This is a genomic window from Burkholderia sp. JKS000303, assembly GCF_002563755.1.
GTDB classification, from domain to species: Bacteria; Pseudomonadota; Gammaproteobacteria; order Burkholderiales; family Burkholderiaceae; genus Burkholderia; species Burkholderia anthina_B.
The window spans coordinates 801,453-819,804 of the sequence record NZ_PDBZ01000003.1; the positions used below are offsets into that span (position 1 = coordinate 801,453).

Here is an 18,352-nt window from a genome sequence, read left to right on the forward strand (position 1 = left end):
AGCAAGGTAGACGCGCGTCGCGGCGTCGGCCGTTGCGTCCCGCCGAGACTGGCTCGCCCGGAAAATCGAGGCGGCCGTCCATACGCGTCGCGACGTGGGTCATGCCGGTGCGGCGGCGGTCGAACGAATGAAATGCTTCAACGATGTAACGTAACGCAGGGTCAAAACCGGCTTCGTGTTTCTGTCGGCGACGAGCGGGAAGGCCGCGCTCAGGCGGGGCACGCGGCATCCGCGTGGCGCCGGGCGCGGTGGCCTGCGACACCCGACACGGACGGCGGCAGGCAGCCACGCCCATGCGCCGGATGTTTCATAACCGAGACAGTCCGAACGGGGCCGCCCGGATGCGTACGCCACGTCGTGCGCTTCGCCCAACTGGCCCAGCGAATTGCCGGCCAACTGTCCATGGGCAGATCCCGCGCATGTGCGAACAATTAACCGATCATCCGCCGCGAGGTTCGACATGAGCGTCCACGCTTTCTTCTCCGCCAATCTGCTGCTGGCTTACACGGCCTATTTCGTCGGCACGGCCAGCCCCGGCCCGAGCAATCTCGCGATCATGTCGGTCGCCGCGAACCACGGCCGCAAGGCGGCACTCGTGTTCGCGCTCGGCGTGATTTCCGGATCGATGTGCTGGGCGATGGTCGCCGCGCTCGGCGTGTCGGCGGCGCTGCTCGCGTGGTCGAAGCTGCTGGTCGCGATCAAGCTGTTCGGCGGCGTGTATCTGCTGTGGCTCGCGTTCAAGTCGGGCCGCACCGCATGGTCGCCCAACGCGGCCGCGACGCTGAAGACGACGACCGAGCCGCGGCTGTCACGCTTCTACGCGCGCGGCGCGATGCTGCACCTGACGAATCCGAAAGCCATCCTGGTGTGGGTGTCGATCGTCGCGCTGTCGTCGAACGGTTCGGGCGCGTCGCATGGTGCGGTCGTGCCGGGCTGTCTCGCGATCGGCTGCATGGTGTTCGGCGGTTACGCGCTGGTGTTCTCGACCGATGGTGCGCGCCGGTTGTACGTGCGTGGCCGGCGGGCGATGGAAGCGTGTCTGGCGGTGGTGTTCGGCGTCGCCGGTATCCGGCTGTTGGCGTCGAACGTGTAGCGTCCGACCGTCAGCGAGGCTGAACGACTTCTGCGAGGGGGAGGTGGGCCGACGCCGGACAAGCGATCGCGTTGACGGGCAGGCCAGCGTATCGTCCGTCGCGGCCGGTCTTGAATCGAGCGCTCCCGAACCGGACGCGCACCCCGGCATCACGCGCGCGGCGCGCCGGATCCACCAACCGGATCCGGGCGACCGCACGAGCGTGTCGGCGCGCGACGCGCCGTGCGTCAGAAGATGAAGCCCGTGTTGATGAACTTCGAATAGTGATCCGACACGATCGAGTCGAGCAGCTGCTTGCTGCCGTCGGTCTGCTTTGCCGCAACCATCGAGCGGATCGAGAACGCGCGCAGCGCGTCAGTCACCGACAGCGTGCCTTCGGCCGAATCCTTGCGTCCCGCGAACGGGAACACGTCCGGCCCGCGCTGGCACTGACAGTTGATGTTCACGCGGCACACCTGGTTCACGAGCGGATCGACGAGCGCGCCGATCTGCGCCGGATCGGAACCGAAGATGCTGACCTGCTGGCCGTGCTCCGACGTGGTCACGTAGTCGAGCGCGGTTTCGACGTCGTCGAACGGCGCGACCGGGATGATCGGCCCGAACTGTTCCTCGCGATACAGCTTCATCCCTTCGGCGACCGGATACACGACGGCCGGATAGAACAGCGTCTTGCTGAACTCGCCGCCCTGGTGATTGACGACCTGCGCGCCCTTGGCCTTCGCGTCGTCGATCGCTTCGGTCATGTACGCGGTGCGATGCATGCCCGGCAGCGGCGTGATGCTGACGCCTTTCTCCCACGGCATGCCGATCTTCAGTTGCTCGAGCGCGGCGGTGAAGCGCTTCAGGAATTCGTCGACGATCGAGCGATGCACGAGCAGCATCTTCAGCGCGGTACAGCGCTGGCCGTTGAACGACAGCGCGCCGAGCAGGCACTCCTTCACGGTGAGATCGAGATCGGCGTCGGGCAGCACGATCGCCGCGTTCTTCGCGTCGAGGCCGAGAATCGCGCGCAGCCGGTGCGACTTCGGATGCTGCTTCTTCAGGTGATCGGCGACCTTGCTCGAACCGATCAGCGCGAGCACGTTGATCTTGCCCGACGCGAGCATGTGCGGCACGACCACGGCGCCCGGCGCGTAGATCGTGTTGATCACGCCTTTCGGGAATGCGTCGCGGAACGCCTCGAGCAGCGGTTCGAACAGCAGCGTGCCGTACTGGGGCGGCTTGAACACCACGGTGTTGCCCATCAGCAGCGCGGGGATCAGCGTCGCGAAAGTCTCGTTCAGCGGATAGTTGTACGGCCCCATGCACAGCACGACGCCGAGCGGCGTGCGGCGAATCTGGCCGATCGTGCCTTCGGCGATCACGAAACGCGAGTTCGCGTTGTCGAGCTCCTTCAGCGCGTCGATCGTCTGCGTCATGTACGTGACGGTGCGGTCGAACTCCTTCTGCGAATCGGCGAGGCTCTTGCCGATCTCCCACATGATCAGGTTCACCACGAGCTCGCGCTGCGCGACCATCCGCTTGATGAAGTCCTGCATGCACGCGATGCGCTGCTCGACCTTCATCGTCGGCCACTCACCGCGGCCCGAGTCGTACGCGCGCACCGCGGCGTCGAGCGCCGCGTCGCTTTCCGTCTCGCCCATCACCGGGTAGCTGCCGATCTCCATCTGCGCGACGCTGCCGTCCGGCTGCCGCACGCACACGGGCGACAGCACGGTCTTGGTCGTGCCGTCCCACGGGCGCAATTCGCCGTCGACCAGCGACACGCGCTGGTGGATCGGCGAAGCGAGCCGGTATTCGGCGGGGATGTCCTGATAGGCGGGAAACAGCTGCTGCAGAGAGGCGGAATCGGGCATGACGGTCTCGTTTGACGGGTGTCCGGAAAGGACGGGCGACACGGAATCCTGAGCTGAGTGATCCTCGATCCTGAATCGGCATCATGACGCGCGCACGACGTCGCGTCACGCGACAGCATGGCCGAAACACGGAATGGAACCAGTTCCATTAAAAAGCAACGCCGTGCCGATTGCAAGAATTGCCGACTGCCACCGTTCAATCCGAAAGGAATTTGAAGGATTGTGTCCGGTTATGGGGGATATGCCGCTCAGCGCATGCGCAAACGTTTTACTTCGGCCGGTTTGCGTGGATAATGACCGGCGCGGCGAAGCAAAAAATGCAGGGAACCTGAGAGAACCGATGCAGTGAAGAAGAAAGAAAGTCCGCCGCGCTGCCGATGCGAGGTCGGCTGCCCGGAGCGTCGGGTCGGGGTTGCCCCGGCCCGACGCGCACCGGACACCCGGGCCGTCGTTCGTTCGGCCCTTCGTGGCGGCAAATTCGTTGCCGCGACTTTCCCCGTCCTGGTTTTCCCGCTGCGAAGCAGGCGCATGAACGCCTGACGCGCGTGACGCTATTCGACGTCCTCGTCGTCTTCGTCATCCTCCGCTTCGCGTTCCTCCTGCCCCGGCGCCGCATACGCGCTCGCCTGTTCCAGCAGCCATCCGCGGAACGATTCCAGCGGCTTGCTGTGGCTGAACTCCGTCGGATACACGAGGTAGTACGCCGAATCGCCGACCGTCGCCGCGTCGCACGGCACGACGAGGCCGAGCTGCTGCAGCTGTTCCTCGACGAAGAACTTCGGCACCAGCGCGATCCCGAGCCCGGCCGCGGCCGCGCTGATCAACATCGTATGCAGCTCGTAACGCACGCCCTGCATCGTGCGGATGTCCTCGACGCCGTGCGTCTCGAACCATTGCGCCCACGCGCCGGGGCGCGTGGTGGAGTGCAGCAGCGGATACGCGAGCAGATCCTCGACGCGTTCGACCGGCCCGTGGAGCAGCGACGGCGAGCAGATCGGCACGACTTCCTCGCCGAACAGGTAGTCCGACGACGTGCCGGGCCAGGTCGGCTTGCCGTAGTGGATCGCGGCTTCGAAGTGGGTATCCTCGAACGAGAACAGGTCGGTGCGGCTGCCCATGTTCACGCGCACGTCCGGCGTGCGGTCGTAGAAGCTCTTGATGCGCGGGATCAGCCAGTGCGACGCGAAGGTCGGCAGCACCGCGAGTTCCAGATAGCCGCCACCGCTGCCGTGCGCGATGATCGACAGCGTGTCGCGGTCGAGCGCCTCCAGCGCGCGCCGCACCTGCGTGCCGTACAGCTTGCCGGCGCGCGTCAGCACGACGCGCTGCTTCACGCGGGCGAACAGCCGCACGCCGAGGCTTGCTTCGAGCGTCGCGATCTGCCGCGACACCGCGCTCTCGGTCAGGAACAGCTCCTTCGCCGCGTGCGTGAAGCTTTCGTGGCGCGCCGCGGCTTCGAAAGCCACGAGCGCACCCATGTTGGGGATCTTGAATTTGCGCATGATGCTCGTTTTGTCTGACGAACGGACCCGCCCGAGGCGGGCCGGCGGACGAGTGCGGGGACCGTGAATAATTCCAAAAACTCATCACGTGTCAATTTAATCTCGCTTTACGCCCCGCTGCAACCCTTTGAATAATGCTTCCCGTGCAAGGTCAGGCGCCCGCCGGGCGGCCGGCCACCGAGTTGCCGGCACGTTTGCCGGCGGTCCCCCCGACACGAGAATCCTGATGCGCAATCCGAATATCGAGAGCTTGCTGACGAAGCTGCTGGGACAGGCGAAGACCGATGCCCTGTTCGCGACCCTGAACATGCCGGCCATCCTCGAAGAGTGGGAAGCCGACGTCGTCACGCGCGCGGAAATCGCGCAGGCGATGAACATGGCGCTGTTCGAAGGGCTGCTCGAACGTTCGGCGAACGGTCGCGCCTATACGGCCGACGCGATCGAAAGCGGCGGTTCGGTGTACTTCGATCACGGCGCGCTGCGCACGGTGCGCTGGCCGCATACCGGCGCGCTGCCGCCGGGCGAAGCCGCGTTCACGCGCATCCTGCGTCCGCTCGGCTTCCGCCTGAACGGCCGTTATCCGCTCGACAAGCTCGGCATGACCGGCCGCGCCTACGCGCATGAAGATGCACCGGACGAGATCGCGCAGTTCTTCGTCAGCGAACTGCATCCGGAACGCTTCTCGAAGGAATTCCAGCAGGCCGTGACGAACGTCGTGAGCTCGTCGCGCGATCCGCTGTCGCCGGCGGCCGTCGCGCTCCTGTGGGAGATCGAGCGCGAAGGCTGGCTGTCGCTCGACGCCGCGCATGCGCTGCTGCCCGAAATCGTCGGCGCATTCGCCCGCCAGCACGCGCTGCCGAACGAACTCGACTACGAGACGCTGCTGCTCGAATCGGCGGAGATGGCCTGGATCGCGACCGAAGGCAACGCGTTCAACCACGCGACCGATCGCGTGACCGACGTGTTCAAGCTGTCCGACGACGAGAAGGCGAAGGGCCGGCCGATGAAGCCGGAAGTCGAACGCTCGCGTTCGGGCCGCGTATTCCAGACGGCCTATCGCGCGGACATCGTCGAGCGCGAATTCCGTACCCGCGACGGCGGCACGGTCAAGCGCAACGTGCCGGGTTCGTTCTACGAATTCATCACGCGCCGTCGCACGTTCGACCAGACGGCGCGCCGCTGGGTGACGGACCTGCGCTTCGATGCGGGCAACGCGCAGGGCATCTTCAAGATGACGGCGAACGCGAAGTAAGCGCGGCACGTCGCCATCGCGCAACGCGCACCGGGCGTAAAAACAGGCGGGCCGGCGGCTGATTTCAGCCGCCGGCCCGTTTTCGTTGCATGGGCGCCGCGTGCGTCAGAAGAGGTGCGTGACCAGAAAGAACAGCACCAGCAGCCCGATCGGTACGCCGAGCAGCCATGCGAGCAGATACTTGCCCATGTCGGTGTTCTCCTCGTTGCCGCGACGCGCGGTGCGTCGCGGCGGGGTGAGACGGCTCGCGCGTTACAGCTCGCGATCGAAATCGCGCAATTGCTTCTCGGCTTCGTCGCGAGCGATCCCGTAACGCTCCTGGATCTTGCCGGCCAGATAGTCGCGGTTGCCTTCGGCGACCGTCAGGTCGTCGTCGGTCAGCTTGCCCCACTTGGCCTTCAGCTTGCCGGTGAGTTGTTTCCACTGGCCCTTGATCTTGTCCTCGTTCATCGTGTGCTCCTTGAGTAAGGTGAGAAAAGCGCGGCGCTCGGCCGCTGGATAGCTCAGGCCTTCGCCTTCAGCCCGGATGCGTCGACGTGCGTCACGCCCTTGATCGCGCGCGTCACGGCGACGGCCTTCTTCACGGCGATCTTCGTCGGCAGCACGCCGGTGAGCGTGACGACGCCGTCCACCGTCTTCACGCTGACGTCGGCGCTCTTCACGCCATCGGTGGTCGCGAGTTCGCTCTTCACCTTGGTCGTGATCCAGGTGTCGGTGACGGGCTGGTTGGATTGGGTCGTCATGTCGGTGTCGGCCGACGAAGCCTGGGCCTGTGCGTTCGTCAGCGGCGCGGCGGAAAGCAGGAAGGCCGCGCTGACGGCGAGCAGTGTCGAAAGGTGCGAGGTCTTGTTCATTGATAGTTCTCCTTCGATTGGCTTGGTGAACGAGCGAGTCGGCGAATGCGGATCGCGTCGCGCGCGGCGCTTACCGCGCGATCGGCGTGTCGTAGCCGGGCTCGCGCGGCGGCATGTCCGGGCGCGGTACGTCGGGCGGCAGCGGCACCGGCGGATCGGTGCCGGGCGGCGGTTCGGGCGGATTGTCCGGGGCCGGTTCGGGCCGCGTCGGGTCGGGTGTCTGATGCAGCTTCATCAGCGGAACCTCCTCTGCGGTGTGGAAGGGCAGCGCGTGAGCGCCGATGCAGGACCAGCGTACCGGGGCGAACGTACGCGGACATCGCGCAAATTCACCGGGTTCGCTAGTGCGTTTGCACGGGGGACGGAACGGTGTGCGGGAGCGGGAAATGCGGCCGTGGCGCGCGCAGCGCGTGACGACCGGCGCGGGGGGCGTGCTGCGCCGCTCGGCGGGGTATCGCACGATGCCGAAGCGGCGTGCGAATGTACTATCGGGCATAGTGCATCCGTGCCTGTCGCCCGTAGCGGCGACACGCGATCATCGCCGCACGCGCCCATCGGCGCGTGCCGGCCACGATGCGACCGGACCGGCCATCATGCTGACGACGTGGACCACCATTCAATGGACGAACCAGTCAACGAACAGGCGCTGAAGTCGCATACCGACCGGCGCCAGCTGCACCAGATCATCGCGGGGCTCACCGAGGGCGTGATCCTGATCGAGCCCGACCAGCGCATCGTGTGGGCGAACGAGGCCGCGCTCGCGATGCACGGCGTGACCGAACTCGACGCACTCGGCGCGGACGTCACCGAGTATCGCGAGCGTTTCCGCCTGCGTTACCGGAACAACCATCCGGTGCGCGACGGCCACTATCCGATGGATCGCGTGATCGCGGGCGAGGAGTTCAGCGACGTGACGGTCGAAGTCGAATCGGCGGCCGACGAGAACGTGAGCTGGGTCCACCGGATCCGCAGCCTCGTGCTGACGAACGCGGCCGGCGAGCCCGACTGTCTCGCGCTCGTGCTGCACGACGCGACCGAATGGGCGAGCGCGGAGGAGCGCTTCGAGCGCACGTTCAGCGCGAATCCCGCGCCGGCCGTGATCTGCCGGCTCGACGACTTGCGCTACGTGAAGGTCAACCAGGGCTTCCTCGACATGGCGGGCTACGTGCGCGACGACGTGCTCGGCCGCTCCGTCTACGAGATCGACGTGCTGGAGCAGGCCGAGCGGCGCGAACTCGCGATCGAGCGGCTCGGCGAGGGCGCGACGATCCCGCAGATGGAGGCCGTGCTCAAGTGCGCGGACGGCAGCACCAAGGCGGTCGTCGTCGCCGGGCAGCCGATCGACATGAGCGACGAGGCGTGCATGCTGTTCACGTTCATGGATCTCGAGCCGCGCAAGCAGGCCGAGCTTGCGCTGCGGCAGAGCGAGGAGCGGTTCGCGAAGGCGTTCCGGATGGCGCCGGTCGCGACCGCGATCGTCACGGCCGACGGCTTCGAGCTGCTCGACGTCAACGATGCCTTCGTCGGGATGACGGGCCATGCGCGCGACGACCTGCTCGGCAAGTCCGCCGACGAGATCGGGTTGTGGGCCGAGCGCGGCGCGCGGCAGCACCTCGACAGCCGGCTCGCGCGCGACGGCAACGTGCGCAATGCCGACGTGCAGATCCGCACGCAGGACGGCGACGTGCGCGATTGCGTCGTGTCGGCCGACCCGGTCGCGATTCACGGGCAGGATTGCGTGCTGATCGCGCTGCTCGACATCAGCGATCGCAAGCGCACCGAGATGGAGCTCGTCTATGCGATCGAGACGGCGATGCAGGATGCGTCGTGGTTCAGCCGCACGCTGATCGAGAAGCTCGCGAACGTGCGGCGCGCGAATGCGCCGGATGCGGGCGCGCAACTGTCGGATCTCACCGCGCGCGAGCGCGACGTGTTCGACCTGCTGTGTCGCGGTCTCGCCGACAAGGAGATCGCCGGGCGCCTCGGCCTCGCGCCGAATACGGTCCGCAATCACGTCGCGACGATCTACGCGAAGCTCGACGTGCATAGCCGCGGCGAGGCGATCGTGTGGGCGCGCGAGCGCGGCATCGTCGGCACCGCCGAGACGAATGGTGCGCGCGGCGAGAAGGGCGGCGCGAACGGCAAGCGCTGATGCCGGGCGTTCCCGCGATCCGGCGTCATCGGTGCGAATGCACCATGCACACCGGTGCATCCGCATCTGCCCCGCGCGGTGCGCGGCTGCGATCCTGTCCACTCGGCGGTGCGGCGCGGGGGCGCCCGCAAGTGGCCGCATTGCCGTCTCCCCAAATCATCGCAGGAGACGACCATGGACAGGAATCGCATCGAAGGCAAGCTCAAACAAGTGAAGGGTTCGGTCAAGGAAGCACTCGGCAAGGTGACGGGCGATCGCGAGACGGAAGCGCAAGGCGTGGCGGAGCAGCAGGCCGGCAAGCTCCAGGAGAAGGCTGGCGAGGCGGCCGACGCGGTGCGCAAGCATACGGGCACCGACACGCATATCGACCGGCACTGATGCACCGGGCGCCATCGGCCGGATCGCGCGCCGCACGCCGCGCCGCGTGATGCGCCAAGGCCGCTCGAAGCAGCGGTGATTCTCCATCGGCATTACCTCGCCCAGCCTTGGCGCAGCGGCCTCTGCGCACATCCCGCCTGACGTTTTCCCTCCCGGCCCGCCGTCGCGCGGGCCGTCTGCCGTCCGATGCGACGGTACTTGATGACAATTCCTCACAACGTAGTTCCGATATTTCGTTTGCTGCACGCGTATTGGCTACCCACAATCGGTTCACCTCTTTCGCGCTGACAGGTTCCCCGGAGACGGAGCCGCGGTGATCAACCGGCGCGCGAAAGGTCGCCGGCGCGCGGCAGTCGCGCGTCGCATCCCGACACACAGAAGAAGGATTGGCCGATGACGTTCCGCATTCGTTCGCTTTCCGGCATTGCATTGACCGCCGCGATGTTCGCGTTCCAGGCGGGCGCGGCCCACGCGCAGGAAACGGTCGTCAAGATCGGCGTGGCCGTGCCGCTGACCGGCGGCGGCGCCGCCTACGGCAAGGACATCGAGAACGGCGTGCGCATGGCCGTCGACGAGGCGAACGCCGCGCACACGACGATCGGCGGCAAGCCGGTGAAGTTCGTCGTCACGTCGCAGGACGACCAGAGCGATCCACGCATCGGCGTGCAGGCCGCGCAGCAGCTGACCGACGCGCAGGTGGCCGTCGTGATCGGCCACTTCAACTCGGGCACGACGCTGCCTGCGTCGAAGATCTACGCGAAGGCCGGCATTCCGATGATCACGCCGTCGGCGACCAATCCCGACATCACGCGCGCCGGGCTCGGCACCGTGTATCGCGTGATCGCGACCGACACGCAGAACGCCGGCAACGCCGGTGCGTATGCGGCGGGCGTGACCAAGGCGAAGCGCATCGCGATCATCGACGACCGCACCGCGTTCGGCCAGGGCGAGGCCGACGAATTCGAGAAGGCCGTGAAGGCCAACGGCGGCACGATCGTCGCGCGCGAATTCACGAACGACAAGGCCGTCGACTTCAGCGCGCAGCTCACCAAGATCAAGAGCACGAACGCCGACCTGGTGTTCTTCGGCGGCCTCGACGCGCAGTCGGCGATGATCGTCAAGCGGATGCGCCAGCTCGGCATCCGCGCGCAGTTCCTGGCCGGCGGCGGCGTGATGAACGCGAACTTCATCAAGCTCGCCGGCAATGCGGCCGAAGGCGCGTCCGTGTGGGAATACGGGCAGCCGCTCGCGCGTCTCGCGAAGGGCAAGCAGTTCGAAACCCGATTCAAGCAGAAGTACGGCGTCGACATGCTCGCGTACGCACCGTTCGCGTACGACGCGACGTGGATCGCGATCAACGCGATGCAGAAGGCGAACTCGACCAAGCCGGCCGATTTCAACGGCGCGCTGAAGAGCACGCGTTACGACGGCATCACGGGCACGATCGCGTTCACGAACACGGGCGACCTGAAGAACCCGAGCTCGACGCTGTATGAAGTGAAGAACGCCGCGTGGCAGCCGGTTACCACGCAAACGGCGAACTGAACACCCGAACGCGCGCGGACTTTCGCGGCGCGCCCGGACGTGCTGAAATACCTGCAGCGATCGGATGCGATCGCTGCGCATGTCGGGGCGATTCGCCGGGTGGTCCGCACGCACGGCGCCGCGCGCGACGCGGCACGAACAACCTTCGGGCGCGGCCGGCTGGCCGCGCCTTATACGTGCAACTGGAGTCAGTCGTGAGTTCTCAAGTCGTCATCGTTGGCGGTGGTGTGATCGGCAGCTCGATCGCCTATTTCCTGCGTGCTACCGATCCGACGGTTTCCGTGACCGTCATCGAACGCGATCCCACCTATGCGAAGTCGTCGTCGGCACTGTCGGCCGCGTCGATTCGCCAGCAGTTCTCGACGCCGTTGTCGATCGAGATGTCGCTGTTCGGGATCGACTTCCTGCGCAACATCGGCGAGCGGCTCGAGGTCGACGGCAACCGGCCGTCGATCGACCTGCACGAAGGCGGATATCTGTTCCTCGCGACGCCTGCAGGCGACGCGACGCTGCGCGAGAACCACGCGCTGCAAACCCGGCTCGGCGCCGATATTCGCCTGATGGACCGCGATGCGCTGCGCGCGAAGTTTCCGTGGCTGAACGTCGACGATCTCGTGTCGGGCGCGTACGGCGTGAGCGGCGAAGGGTGGTTCGACGGCTACGGGCTCGTGCAGGCGCTGCGCAAGAAGGCGCAGGCGCTCGGCGCGCGCTACGTGCCGGCCGACGTGAAGTCGGTCGTGCGCGATGGCCGCAAGATCACGCATGTCGTGACGGGCGACGGCGAGCGTTATGCGTGCGACACGGTCGTCAATGCGGCAGGCGCGTGGACGCGTACGCTGTCGTCGATGATGGGCATCGACATTCCCGTGTATGCGCGGCGTCGCAGCATCTTCAACGTGTCGTCGCCGGCGAAGCTCGCCGATTGTCCGCTGCTGATCGATCCGACCGGCGTGTATTTCCGGCCGGAAGGGCGCACGTACATTTGCGGGACGTCGCCGAGCCCGGATCGCGATCCGGACGATCTGCCGCTCGACCAGGTTGATCACGACCTGTTCGACGACGTGATCTGGCCGACGCTCGCGAATCGCGTGCCGGAGTTCGAAGCGCTGCGCGTGGAGAACTGCTGGTCCGGGTACTACGAGTACAACGTATTCGATCACAACGCGATCATCGGCTATCACCCGGAACTCGACAACGTCGTGTTCGCGAACGGGTATAGCGGCCACGGGTTGCAGCAAGGGCCTGCGACCGGGCGCGGGGTGAGTGAACTGATTCTGGGCGGGCGGTATGACTCGCTCGACCTGTCGTCGCTCGGCTGGGCGCGCGTGCTGGAAAACCGGCCGATCGTCGAAAAGAACGTCGTGTAGCGCGGCGTGACCGCCCGGTGTGGGGTGGGCGGGATTCTCCTTGTGTCTCAATCTGGTTGGCCCGGCTTTGCCGGGCTTTTTTTGTTCTTTGTGGATTGCCGGTCACGACACCCCCGACACCCCCGACACCCCCGACACCCCCGACACCCCCGACACCGCACGCGTCGACTGATGGCCCGGGTTCGTTCGTGCTACGATTTGCGACGCCTGACCGACATAGCGAAAGCAGGCACCCACCGACCCTGTACCGAGTTCACTCGATCCATGTACGCAGCCGCCTGGCCTCCCTCGAAAACGCACTGAAAGCCTGCACCGATGCCGTGATTGCATCCGTCTGGCCTTCGTCCCGGACTGTTGTCGACAACAGCCCGGGGATGTCGCTCGAATCGACTTCTCACGTCGGATTCGTGCGACGGCATTTTCACGAGACCACAACATGCGTATTTTCAATACGATGGCGGCTTGCGCCATCCCCCTCGTTCCCCGTTCGCTGATCCGCAAGATCTCCCGCCGCTATATCGCCGGCGAAACGCTTTGCGACGCGCGTGCGCGCATCCAGGTGCTTCATGCGGCAGGCTTCAGGACGACCGTCGATGTGTTGGGTGAGAGCGCGGCGTCGTCGGATCAGGCAGAGTCGATGGCGCGCGATTATCTCGATCTCGTCCAGGCGCTCGGTGCGCAAAACGAGCCGACCGAGCTGTCGATCAAGTTGACCGCGCTCGGCTTGCATCTCGACGAAGACGCCTGCATGGCGCGCGTCTCGGCGATTCTGCGCGCGGCAGCATCGCAAGGGATCCGCGCGTGCATCGACATGGAAGACGTCAGTTGCACCCAGAAAACGCTCGACGCGTTCCGGAAGCTGGAGTCCGATGGCTATCCGGTCGGACTCACGCTACAGGCGTATCTGAAGCGCACCGACGACGACATCGTTTCATTGCAGGCACGCAAGAGTCGCATGCGGATCTGCAAGGGAATTTACGTGGAAGCGAAGGCACATCTTGTCGAGGGCGCATCGACGGATCGGTCTGCGATCAACGCACACTTCGTTCGGCACGTGTCGAGCGCGATTCAGGCAGGGTCATTCGTCGGCATTGCAACGCACGATGCACAATTGATCGATGCGTTGACCCGGTGGCTGCAACGCGAACAGATCGACACGGCGCGCTTCGAGTTCCAGATGTTGCTGGGTGTGTGTGAACCGCTGCGTGACGCTTTGCTTCGGCAAGGATTCAATGTGCGCGTCTATGTGCCATACGGGCATGACTGGTATGGCTACAGCACCCGGCGAATCAAGGAGAATCCGCGCATTGCCGGCTATGTCCTGGCGGCGATGATACGTCGCGAGCGGACGCGCTGACCGTTACGGTTCATCCCGGGAACCGGGGCCGACGAGATCGTCGGTCCCGGTTCGAACGGTCGCTTTCGAGAGGGCCGGCTGACTTGCCGAAACCGCTCGTCGGAAAAACAGCCTCTTACGACATCGCGCGCTGAACCATGCGCTGCCGCCCGAGATGCAGCGTCACCACGCTCAGGATGATCAGCGCGAGCGCGACGCACTCCGGCAGACCGAACTTCTCGCCGACGGCCCAGCCGATCAGCAGCGCGACGGCCGGCGCCATGTAGGTCGCCCCGGAAGATGCCACCGCGCCGAATTCGTCCAGCAGGTAGTAATACAGCAGGAACGAGATCCCGGTGCCGAGAATCCCGCCGCCGACGACGAGGCCGATCCCCGCCAGCGGATGGCCGACGATGTGCGAAAGGCCGTCGAAGTTCGTGACGGCTGCCAGCGCGACGACCGCGATTCCCATCTGCCACGTCGCCAGCGTGAGCGGCGGCAATTGCAGCGGGCTCAGGAACGCCCGCACGTAGACGTACGACAGGCCGAGCACGAGCGAGCTCGTCAGGAGCCAGAACACGCCGGACAGTGCGATCGTGCTGCTGGCGCCTTCCCACGGACGGGCGATCAGCGTGATCCCGAGAAATCCGAGCAACACGCCGCCCGCCATCACGCGATTGAGCTTTTCGGATTTCAGGAAGAGCGCGGAGAAGATCGCGGTAAAGAGCGCGGCCGCATTGCCGAGCACGGCCGCGATGCCGGACGGAAGCAGCGCGGTGCCCTGCGTGATCGCGAAATAGTAGAACGCGGTTGCGACGAGCCCCATCACGATGAAGTGGTGAAGGTGGCGTAGCTGGCTGACGTGAATGACTTTGCGTTGCCACGCGACGCATGCCAGCGGCAGGAAGCCGAACAGCACGCGCACGAATGCGATCTGCATCGGGCTGATGAACTGCGACGCGTACTTCATGTAGATGAAGTTGGATCCCCAGAAGAGGCCGAGCAGGAGGAATGCGACGCGTGCGAGCTTCATGATGGTGATCGTTCGAGGAGAATCGTGATGCGTTGCGCATCACGTACGCTGTCCGGCGTAATGAAGAGGATAGGGACTCGCAGGATTCGGGTCCATACGCGCTGCTTACCTAGGTAAGTGCGCGGCATCACGCTCGTGCGCGACTCAAGCCAGCAGGCGGCCGATGAGATCGTGTGTCGTTCGGACTTCGTACTTCCTCAACAGGCTCGCGCGATGGATGTCGACGGTGCGCGGGCTGATGCTCAGCTCCTTGCCGATTTCCTTGCTCGTCAGGCCGTGCACCAGAAATGCGGCAACGTCGCGCTCGCGTTCGGTCAACGTGCTGGTGACGTCGGGATGCTTCGTGTCGCCCGACAGGTCGGTGAAGGTCCAGATGGCCAGCTCGAACGGCCGCTTCGGGTTGTAGCCGAAGCCGCAGACGGTGACCCAGAAATGGCTGCCGTCGATGCGCCGCATGATGCGGTCGTCGCTGAAGCCCGCGTGTTTCGCGAGCAGCGGCGCGAGGCGACGGCCGGTCGTCGCGAAGTCCTTCTGTTCCGGGTACAGCTTCGCGAACGACTGGTCGACGATGTCGTCGCGGGTTGCCCTGAACAGCTGCAACGCGCGGTCGTTGCAGTCGACCATGATGCGTTCCTTCGCCACGATGGCCGCGACCGGCAGGTGCCGGAAGAGATCTTCGTAGTCGAGGCTGGGCATCGTGTCGGTCATGTTCGGCATCGTGTCGACGGGCCCGAACCGGGTTCGGACCCAGGCTATCGGGCGGGTTCACTCCGGTCCGATTGTAGCGCTTGCCGGGCGAGCGGCTCGACCTGAAAGATGCAGCACGCGTGCCCCTCGCCCGCGCATTGCACTTCGGACGAAAACGCGCGCGGGCCTTTGCTCGCCGTGTCGACGGCGGTGTCGTTGACCCAGTCCATCGCACCGGCGAACCAGCCGGCGAACATGTAGCAGAGCTTGCCGTGCGCGTCGGGCCGGGCCAGCACGAAGGACGAGTGATGCAGGTGGATGCGCGCATGCGCCGTCGCCGGATCGGCTTCGGCGATGCTGAACACCCCCCAGCCGCGCTGCGACAGGCGCTTCAGGTAATGCTCGAACACCGCCATGCCGCCGATGCCGTGCTGCTTCGCCTCCTTGTCGCACCAGTGATAGGCCGACTTGTAGCCGGCCGGGTAGAGGATCGACGCATAGGCTTCGCGTCCCAGCGCGTCTTCGACCGCCACATGATTGTTCGTGAAGAAGTGGCGCGGGACGTACAGCATCGGCAGCGCGTCGGTGGTCCAGACGCCGGTGTCCGGATCGACGTCGATGGGCAGTTGTGGCTGCATGGCGGCGACGGGTGCGTGGTGCGGCTCAGACGTTCCAGACTTCGCCGAAGACCCGCAGCCAGTTCTCGCCCATCACCTTCTTGATGCGCGACTCGCTCCAGCCGGCGCGTTGCATCGCGGCCGTCAGGTTCGGGAATTCGCCGATCGTGCGGATGCCTTCCGGGTTGATGACCTTGCCGAAGTCCGTCAGGCGGCGATAGCGGCCCTTGTCGTGCGTGATCCAGTCGAAGAATTCCGTGCTGTAGCCCTGCGTGAAGTCCGTGCCGATGCCAACCTTGTCTTCGCCGATCACGTCGATCACGTATTCGATCGCTTCGAGATAGTCGTCGATGGTGGCGTCGGCGCCGCGTCGCAGGAACGGCATGAACATCGTGACGCCCACGAAGCCGTTGGCTTCCGCGATCTCGCGCAGCTGATCGTCCGTCTTGTTGCGCGGATGCTCTTTCAGCCCGGACGGGCAGCAGTGCGAGTAGGTGACCGGCTTCTTCGAGCAGGCGATCGCATCCGACGAGGTCTTCGCGCCGACGTGCGACAGATCGACCATGATGCCGACCCGGTTCATCTCCTGAATCACTTCACGGCCGTATCCGGACAAGCCGCCATCCGGTTCGTAGGAGCCCGTGCCGACCAGGTTCTGCGTGTTGTAGCAGAGCTGCACGACATTCACGCCGAGTTCCTTGAACACTTCGATATAGCCGAGGTTGTCCTCGAACGCATACGAGTTCTGGAAGCCGAAGATGATGCCGGTCTTGTTCTCCTTCTTCGCGCGCAGGATGTCGTCCGTCGTGCGCACCAGCGTGAGAATCTCGCTGTATTCGCGGATCTGCTGCTTCATTTCCGCGATGTTGTCGATCGTCTTCTGGAAGTCTTCCCACACCGAGACCGTGCAGTTGACGGCCGTGACGCCGCCCTTGCGCATGTCTTCGAACACCGATCGCTCGAATTTGGAAATGTTCAGGCCGTCGATGATGATGCTGGAGTCGTGAAGGCTGCTCATGGTGTCTCTCTATGTGTTGATTTTGTGCAGGCCGGCTCGAGGAGCCGGACGTGGGTTCAAACGGCGCGTTCGACGCCGCGCTGCGCGGATCTCGCCGTCGCCGGACCGGCATCTTCGAGCGCGGTCTTCGACGTTTCCGGCAGTGCCAGACCGCCGATCATCGCGAAGATCGACACGGCGATCAGGTAGTACGCCGGCGACAGGTTGGTGCCCGTCGAGGAGATCAGCCACGTGGCGACGAGCGGCGCGGTGCCGCCGAAGATCGTGTAGGCGAGGTTGTACGTGATCGCGGAGGCGGTGTAGCGGGTTTTCGTCGCGAACACTTCCGACATCAGCGGGGCCGTCACCACACCCGAGAACACCGCGCCGATGGCCAGCAGCGCCACGCCGACCAGCGAGTGCGACAACACGCCCGAGCCGCCCAGCGAGAAGGCCGGATAGACCGACACGATGATGAAGATGCAGGTGCTTGCGATCGTGGCGCGGCGGCCGACGAGGTCGGAGAAGAGGCCGGCGACCGGACACAACGCCGCGGCGAACAGCAGGGCGAGGACCGTCACGAGGAGCGACGTGCCGCGCGACAGGTGGCCGGCCACTTGCAGGTACGTCGCGAAATAGGTCGTGAACGTGTAGAACGACAGCGCGGTCACGGACACGAATGCACCGAGCTTCAGGATATTCAACGACTGCGAGTGCAGCGTTTCCATCAGCGGTGCGTGCGCGATGTCGTGCTTGCCCTCGAGCGCCTGGAACGCCGGCGTCTCATTCAGGTTGACCCGCAGGTAGACGCCGATGAGGCCGACCGGCGCGGCGATCAGGAACGGCACGCGCCAGCCCCAGTCGATCATCGCCTGCGACGACAGCGACGATTCGAGCAGATAGGCGACCACCGCCGCGCAAGCGAACGACGAGAACGTCGACACCGGCACGAAGCTGCCGAAGAAGGCGCGGCGGCGGCGCGGCGCGTGTTCCATCACGTACGCGCATGCGCCGGCGTATTCGCCGCCTGCGGAGAAGCCCTGCACACAGCGAATGATCGTGAGCAGCACGGGCGCCCAGTAGCCGATGCTTGCGTAGGTCGGCAGCAGGCCGATCAGCGTCGTCGAGCCGGCCATCATCAGGATCGTCAGCGCGAGCGTGCGCTTGCGCCCGATGCGGTCGCCGATGACGCCGAAGATCAGGCCGCCCAGCGGGCGGAATGCGAATGCCACCGCGAAGACGGCGAAGGTCTTCAGGAGTCCGATGGTCGGGTCGCCGCTCGGAAAGAACTCGCGCGTCAGGATCGTGGCGAGAAAGCCGTATGCGGCGAAATCGAACCACTCGACGAAGTTGCCGATCGACGCCGCGGCGATCACGCGCCGTAACGTTTTGGTGTCGACGTTTTGGGTACTCATGGTCGTGTCCTTTTCAGATGCGCGCTCGATTCGCGTCGAAACCATACTAGGGACGCCAATTACCTAGGTCTATACGTGTCAATTACCTAGGTAATCGGGGGCGGGTGGACGGTTCGCCGGGTAAGCGCCTGTCATGCGCCGCCCTGCGGGGCGTTCAATCGGTGGTGGGGGATGGCGGGGACTCGCCGTGGATTTGCTGACTTTGGCCTACAAATTTCCTGATTCGATGCGTTTTTGTATCCCTTGGGCTACATATTGCCGAGATGCG

19 protein-coding genes are annotated in these 18,352 nt (G+C 65.3%); 9 read left to right on the plus strand and 10 right to left on the minus strand.

The genetic code is table 11. The annotated features are described in order from the left end of the window. Positions 1–460: 460 nt before the first annotated feature. Positions 461–1,093, plus strand: a complete 633-nt coding sequence (locus BX604_RS31585; RefSeq protein ID WP_098554719.1) for a LysE family translocator — start codon at positions 461–463, stop codon at positions 1,091–1,093. Positions 1,094–1,320: 227 nt separating this feature from the next. Here BX604_RS31585 and BX604_RS31590 read toward each other — a convergent pair whose 3' ends face one another. Beyond that, positions 1,321–2,949 (minus strand): NADP-dependent glyceraldehyde-3-phosphate dehydrogenase, encoded by a 1,629-nt coding sequence (locus BX604_RS31590; protein ID WP_098554720.1) that lies wholly within the window; start codon positions 2,947–2,949, stop codon positions 1,321–1,323. Positions 2,950–3,082: 133 nt separating this feature from the next. Here BX604_RS31590 and BX604_RS38740 point away from each other — a divergent pair, with 133 nt between their 5' ends. Then, positions 3,083–3,298 carry a hypothetical protein gene (locus BX604_RS38740; RefSeq protein ID WP_143748158.1) on the plus strand — a complete coding sequence of 72 codons (216 nt, stop codon included), beginning with the start codon at positions 3,083–3,085 and terminating at the stop codon, positions 3,296–3,298. Between the two features lie 202 nt (positions 3,299–3,500). Here BX604_RS38740 and BX604_RS31595 read toward each other — a convergent pair whose 3' ends face one another. Beyond that, positions 3,501–4,451 carry a LysR family transcriptional regulator gene (locus tag BX604_RS31595; RefSeq protein WP_098554721.1) on the minus strand — a complete coding sequence of 317 codons (951 nt, stop codon included), beginning with the start codon at positions 4,449–4,451 and terminating at the stop codon, positions 3,501–3,503. Positions 4,452–4,677: 226 nt separating this feature from the next. Between BX604_RS31595 and BX604_RS31600 the strand changes: the two genes are divergently transcribed. Then, complete coding sequence (locus BX604_RS31600) at positions 4,678–5,703, plus strand: DUF1338 domain-containing protein (RefSeq protein WP_098554722.1); 1,026 nt, start codon at positions 4,678–4,680, stop codon at positions 5,701–5,703. Positions 5,704–5,955: 252 nt separating this feature from the next. On the opposite strand, the gene BX604_RS31605 is transcribed toward BX604_RS31600, so the two are convergent. From BX604_RS31605 to BX604_RS39205, 3 genes are all read right to left on the minus strand, one after another. Then, positions 5,956–6,153 (minus strand): CsbD family protein, encoded by a 198-nt coding sequence (locus tag BX604_RS31605; protein ID WP_096500448.1) that lies wholly within the window; start codon positions 6,151–6,153, stop codon positions 5,956–5,958. A 53-nt stretch (positions 6,154–6,206) separates the two neighbouring features. Further along, the gene (locus tag BX604_RS31610; protein WP_098554723.1) at positions 6,207–6,557 is read right to left on the minus strand and encodes a BON domain-containing protein; all 351 of its coding nucleotides are present in this window, start codon (positions 6,555–6,557) and stop codon (positions 6,207–6,209) included. Positions 6,558–6,627: 70 nt separating this feature from the next. Next, positions 6,628–6,792 (minus strand): hypothetical protein, encoded by a 165-nt coding sequence (locus tag BX604_RS39205; protein ID WP_174975033.1) that lies wholly within the window; start codon positions 6,790–6,792, stop codon positions 6,628–6,630. A 384-nt stretch (positions 6,793–7,176) separates the two neighbouring features. Between BX604_RS39205 and BX604_RS31620 the strand changes: the two genes are divergently transcribed. The 6 genes from BX604_RS31620 to BX604_RS31640 all read left to right on the plus strand — a co-directional run bounded on the left by BX604_RS31620 (position 7,177) and on the right by BX604_RS31640 (position 13,356). Next, complete coding sequence (locus BX604_RS31620) at positions 7,177–8,709, plus strand: helix-turn-helix transcriptional regulator (RefSeq protein WP_098554725.1); 1,533 nt, start codon at positions 7,177–7,179, stop codon at positions 8,707–8,709. Between the two features lie 174 nt (positions 8,710–8,883). Continuing rightward, positions 8,884–9,087, plus strand: coding sequence for a CsbD family protein (locus BX604_RS31625; RefSeq protein WP_098554726.1), 204 nt, complete (start codon positions 8,884–8,886; stop codon positions 9,085–9,087). 393 nt (positions 9,088–9,480) lie between these two features. Then, positions 9,481–10,632 (plus strand): branched-chain amino acid ABC transporter substrate-binding protein, encoded by a 1,152-nt coding sequence (locus tag BX604_RS31630; RefSeq protein WP_098554727.1) that lies wholly within the window; start codon positions 9,481–9,483, stop codon positions 10,630–10,632. Positions 10,633–10,671: 39 nt separating this feature from the next. After that, positions 10,672–10,830 carry a hypothetical protein gene (locus tag BX604_RS39210; RefSeq protein WP_179894929.1) on the plus strand — a complete coding sequence of 53 codons (159 nt, stop codon included), beginning with the start codon at positions 10,672–10,674 and terminating at the stop codon, positions 10,828–10,830. Further along, positions 10,827–11,999, plus strand: a complete 1,173-nt coding sequence (locus tag BX604_RS31635) for an NAD(P)/FAD-dependent oxidoreductase (protein ID WP_098554728.1) — start codon at positions 10,827–10,829, stop codon at positions 11,997–11,999. Before BX604_RS39210 ends, BX604_RS31635 begins: the two co-directional genes overlap by 4 nt. Before the next feature lie 436 nt (positions 12,000–12,435). Continuing rightward, positions 12,436–13,356, plus strand: coding sequence for a proline dehydrogenase family protein (locus BX604_RS31640; protein WP_098554729.1), 921 nt, complete (start codon positions 12,436–12,438; stop codon positions 13,354–13,356). A 115-nt stretch (positions 13,357–13,471) separates the two neighbouring features. Here the strand turns inward: BX604_RS31640 and BX604_RS31645 are convergent, their stop codons facing one another. The 5 genes from BX604_RS31645 to BX604_RS31665 form a co-directional block, all read right to left on the minus strand. After that, positions 13,472–14,368 carry a DMT family transporter gene (locus tag BX604_RS31645; protein ID WP_098554730.1) on the minus strand — a complete coding sequence of 299 codons (897 nt, stop codon included), beginning with the start codon at positions 14,366–14,368 and terminating at the stop codon, positions 13,472–13,474. 144 nt (positions 14,369–14,512) lie between these two features. Continuing rightward, the gene (locus BX604_RS31650) at positions 14,513–15,085 is read right to left on the minus strand and encodes a LuxR C-terminal-related transcriptional regulator (protein WP_098554731.1); all 573 of its coding nucleotides are present in this window, start codon (positions 15,083–15,085) and stop codon (positions 14,513–14,515) included. 35 nt (positions 15,086–15,120) lie between these two features. Beyond that, positions 15,121–15,693, minus strand: coding sequence for a DUF5943 domain-containing protein (locus tag BX604_RS31655; RefSeq protein WP_098554732.1), 573 nt, complete (start codon positions 15,691–15,693; stop codon positions 15,121–15,123). Positions 15,694–15,718: 25 nt separating this feature from the next. Then, complete coding sequence (locus BX604_RS31660) at positions 15,719–16,690, minus strand: dipeptidase (RefSeq protein WP_098554733.1); 972 nt, start codon at positions 16,688–16,690, stop codon at positions 15,719–15,721. Between the two features lie 56 nt (positions 16,691–16,746). After that, positions 16,747–18,084, minus strand: a complete 1,338-nt coding sequence (locus tag BX604_RS31665) for an MFS transporter (RefSeq protein ID WP_098555183.1) — start codon at positions 18,082–18,084, stop codon at positions 16,747–16,749. Positions 18,085–18,352 lie beyond the last annotated feature (268 nt).

Coding starts and splice junctions, on each gene's coding strand:
- BX604_RS31585 (WP_098554719.1), top strand. CDS start 461: ATGAGCGTCCACGCTTTCTTCTCCGCCAATCTGCTGCTGGCTTACACG.
- BX604_RS31590 (WP_098554720.1), bottom strand. CDS start 2,949: ATGCCCGATTCCGCCTCTCTGCAGCAGCTGTTTCCCGCCTATCAGGAC.
- BX604_RS38740 (WP_143748158.1), top strand. CDS start 3,083: ATGGAACCAGTTCCATTAAAAAGCAACGCCGTGCCGATTGCAAGAATT.
- BX604_RS31595 (WP_098554721.1), bottom strand. CDS start 4,451: ATGCGCAAATTCAAGATCCCCAACATGGGTGCGCTCGTGGCTTTCGAA.
- BX604_RS31600 (WP_098554722.1), top strand. CDS start 4,678: ATGCGCAATCCGAATATCGAGAGCTTGCTGACGAAGCTGCTGGGACAG.
- BX604_RS31605 (WP_096500448.1), bottom strand. CDS start 6,153: ATGAACGAGGACAAGATCAAGGGCCAGTGGAAACAACTCACCGGCAAG.
- BX604_RS31610 (WP_098554723.1), bottom strand. CDS start 6,557: ATGAACAAGACCTCGCACCTTTCGACACTGCTCGCCGTCAGCGCGGCC.
- BX604_RS39205 (WP_174975033.1), bottom strand. CDS start 6,792: ATGAAGCTGCATCAGACACCCGACCCGACGCGGCCCGAACCGGCCCCG.
- BX604_RS31620 (WP_098554725.1), top strand. CDS start 7,177: ATGGACGAACCAGTCAACGAACAGGCGCTGAAGTCGCATACCGACCGG.
- BX604_RS31625 (WP_098554726.1), top strand. CDS start 8,884: ATGGACAGGAATCGCATCGAAGGCAAGCTCAAACAAGTGAAGGGTTCG.
- BX604_RS31630 (WP_098554727.1), top strand. CDS start 9,481: ATGACGTTCCGCATTCGTTCGCTTTCCGGCATTGCATTGACCGCCGCG.
- BX604_RS31640 (WP_098554729.1), top strand. CDS start 12,436: ATGCGTATTTTCAATACGATGGCGGCTTGCGCCATCCCCCTCGTTCCC.
- BX604_RS31645 (WP_098554730.1), bottom strand. CDS start 14,368: ATGAAGCTCGCACGCGTCGCATTCCTCCTGCTCGGCCTCTTCTGGGGA.
- BX604_RS31650 (WP_098554731.1), bottom strand. CDS start 15,085: ATGCCGAACATGACCGACACGATGCCCAGCCTCGACTACGAAGATCTC.
- BX604_RS31655 (WP_098554732.1), bottom strand. CDS start 15,693: ATGCAGCCACAACTGCCCATCGACGTCGATCCGGACACCGGCGTCTGG.
- BX604_RS31660 (WP_098554733.1), bottom strand. CDS start 16,690: ATGAGCAGCCTTCACGACTCCAGCATCATCATCGACGGCCTGAACATT.
- BX604_RS31665 (WP_098555183.1), bottom strand. CDS start 18,084: ATGAGTACCCAAAACGTCGACACCAAAACGTTACGGCGCGTGATCGCC.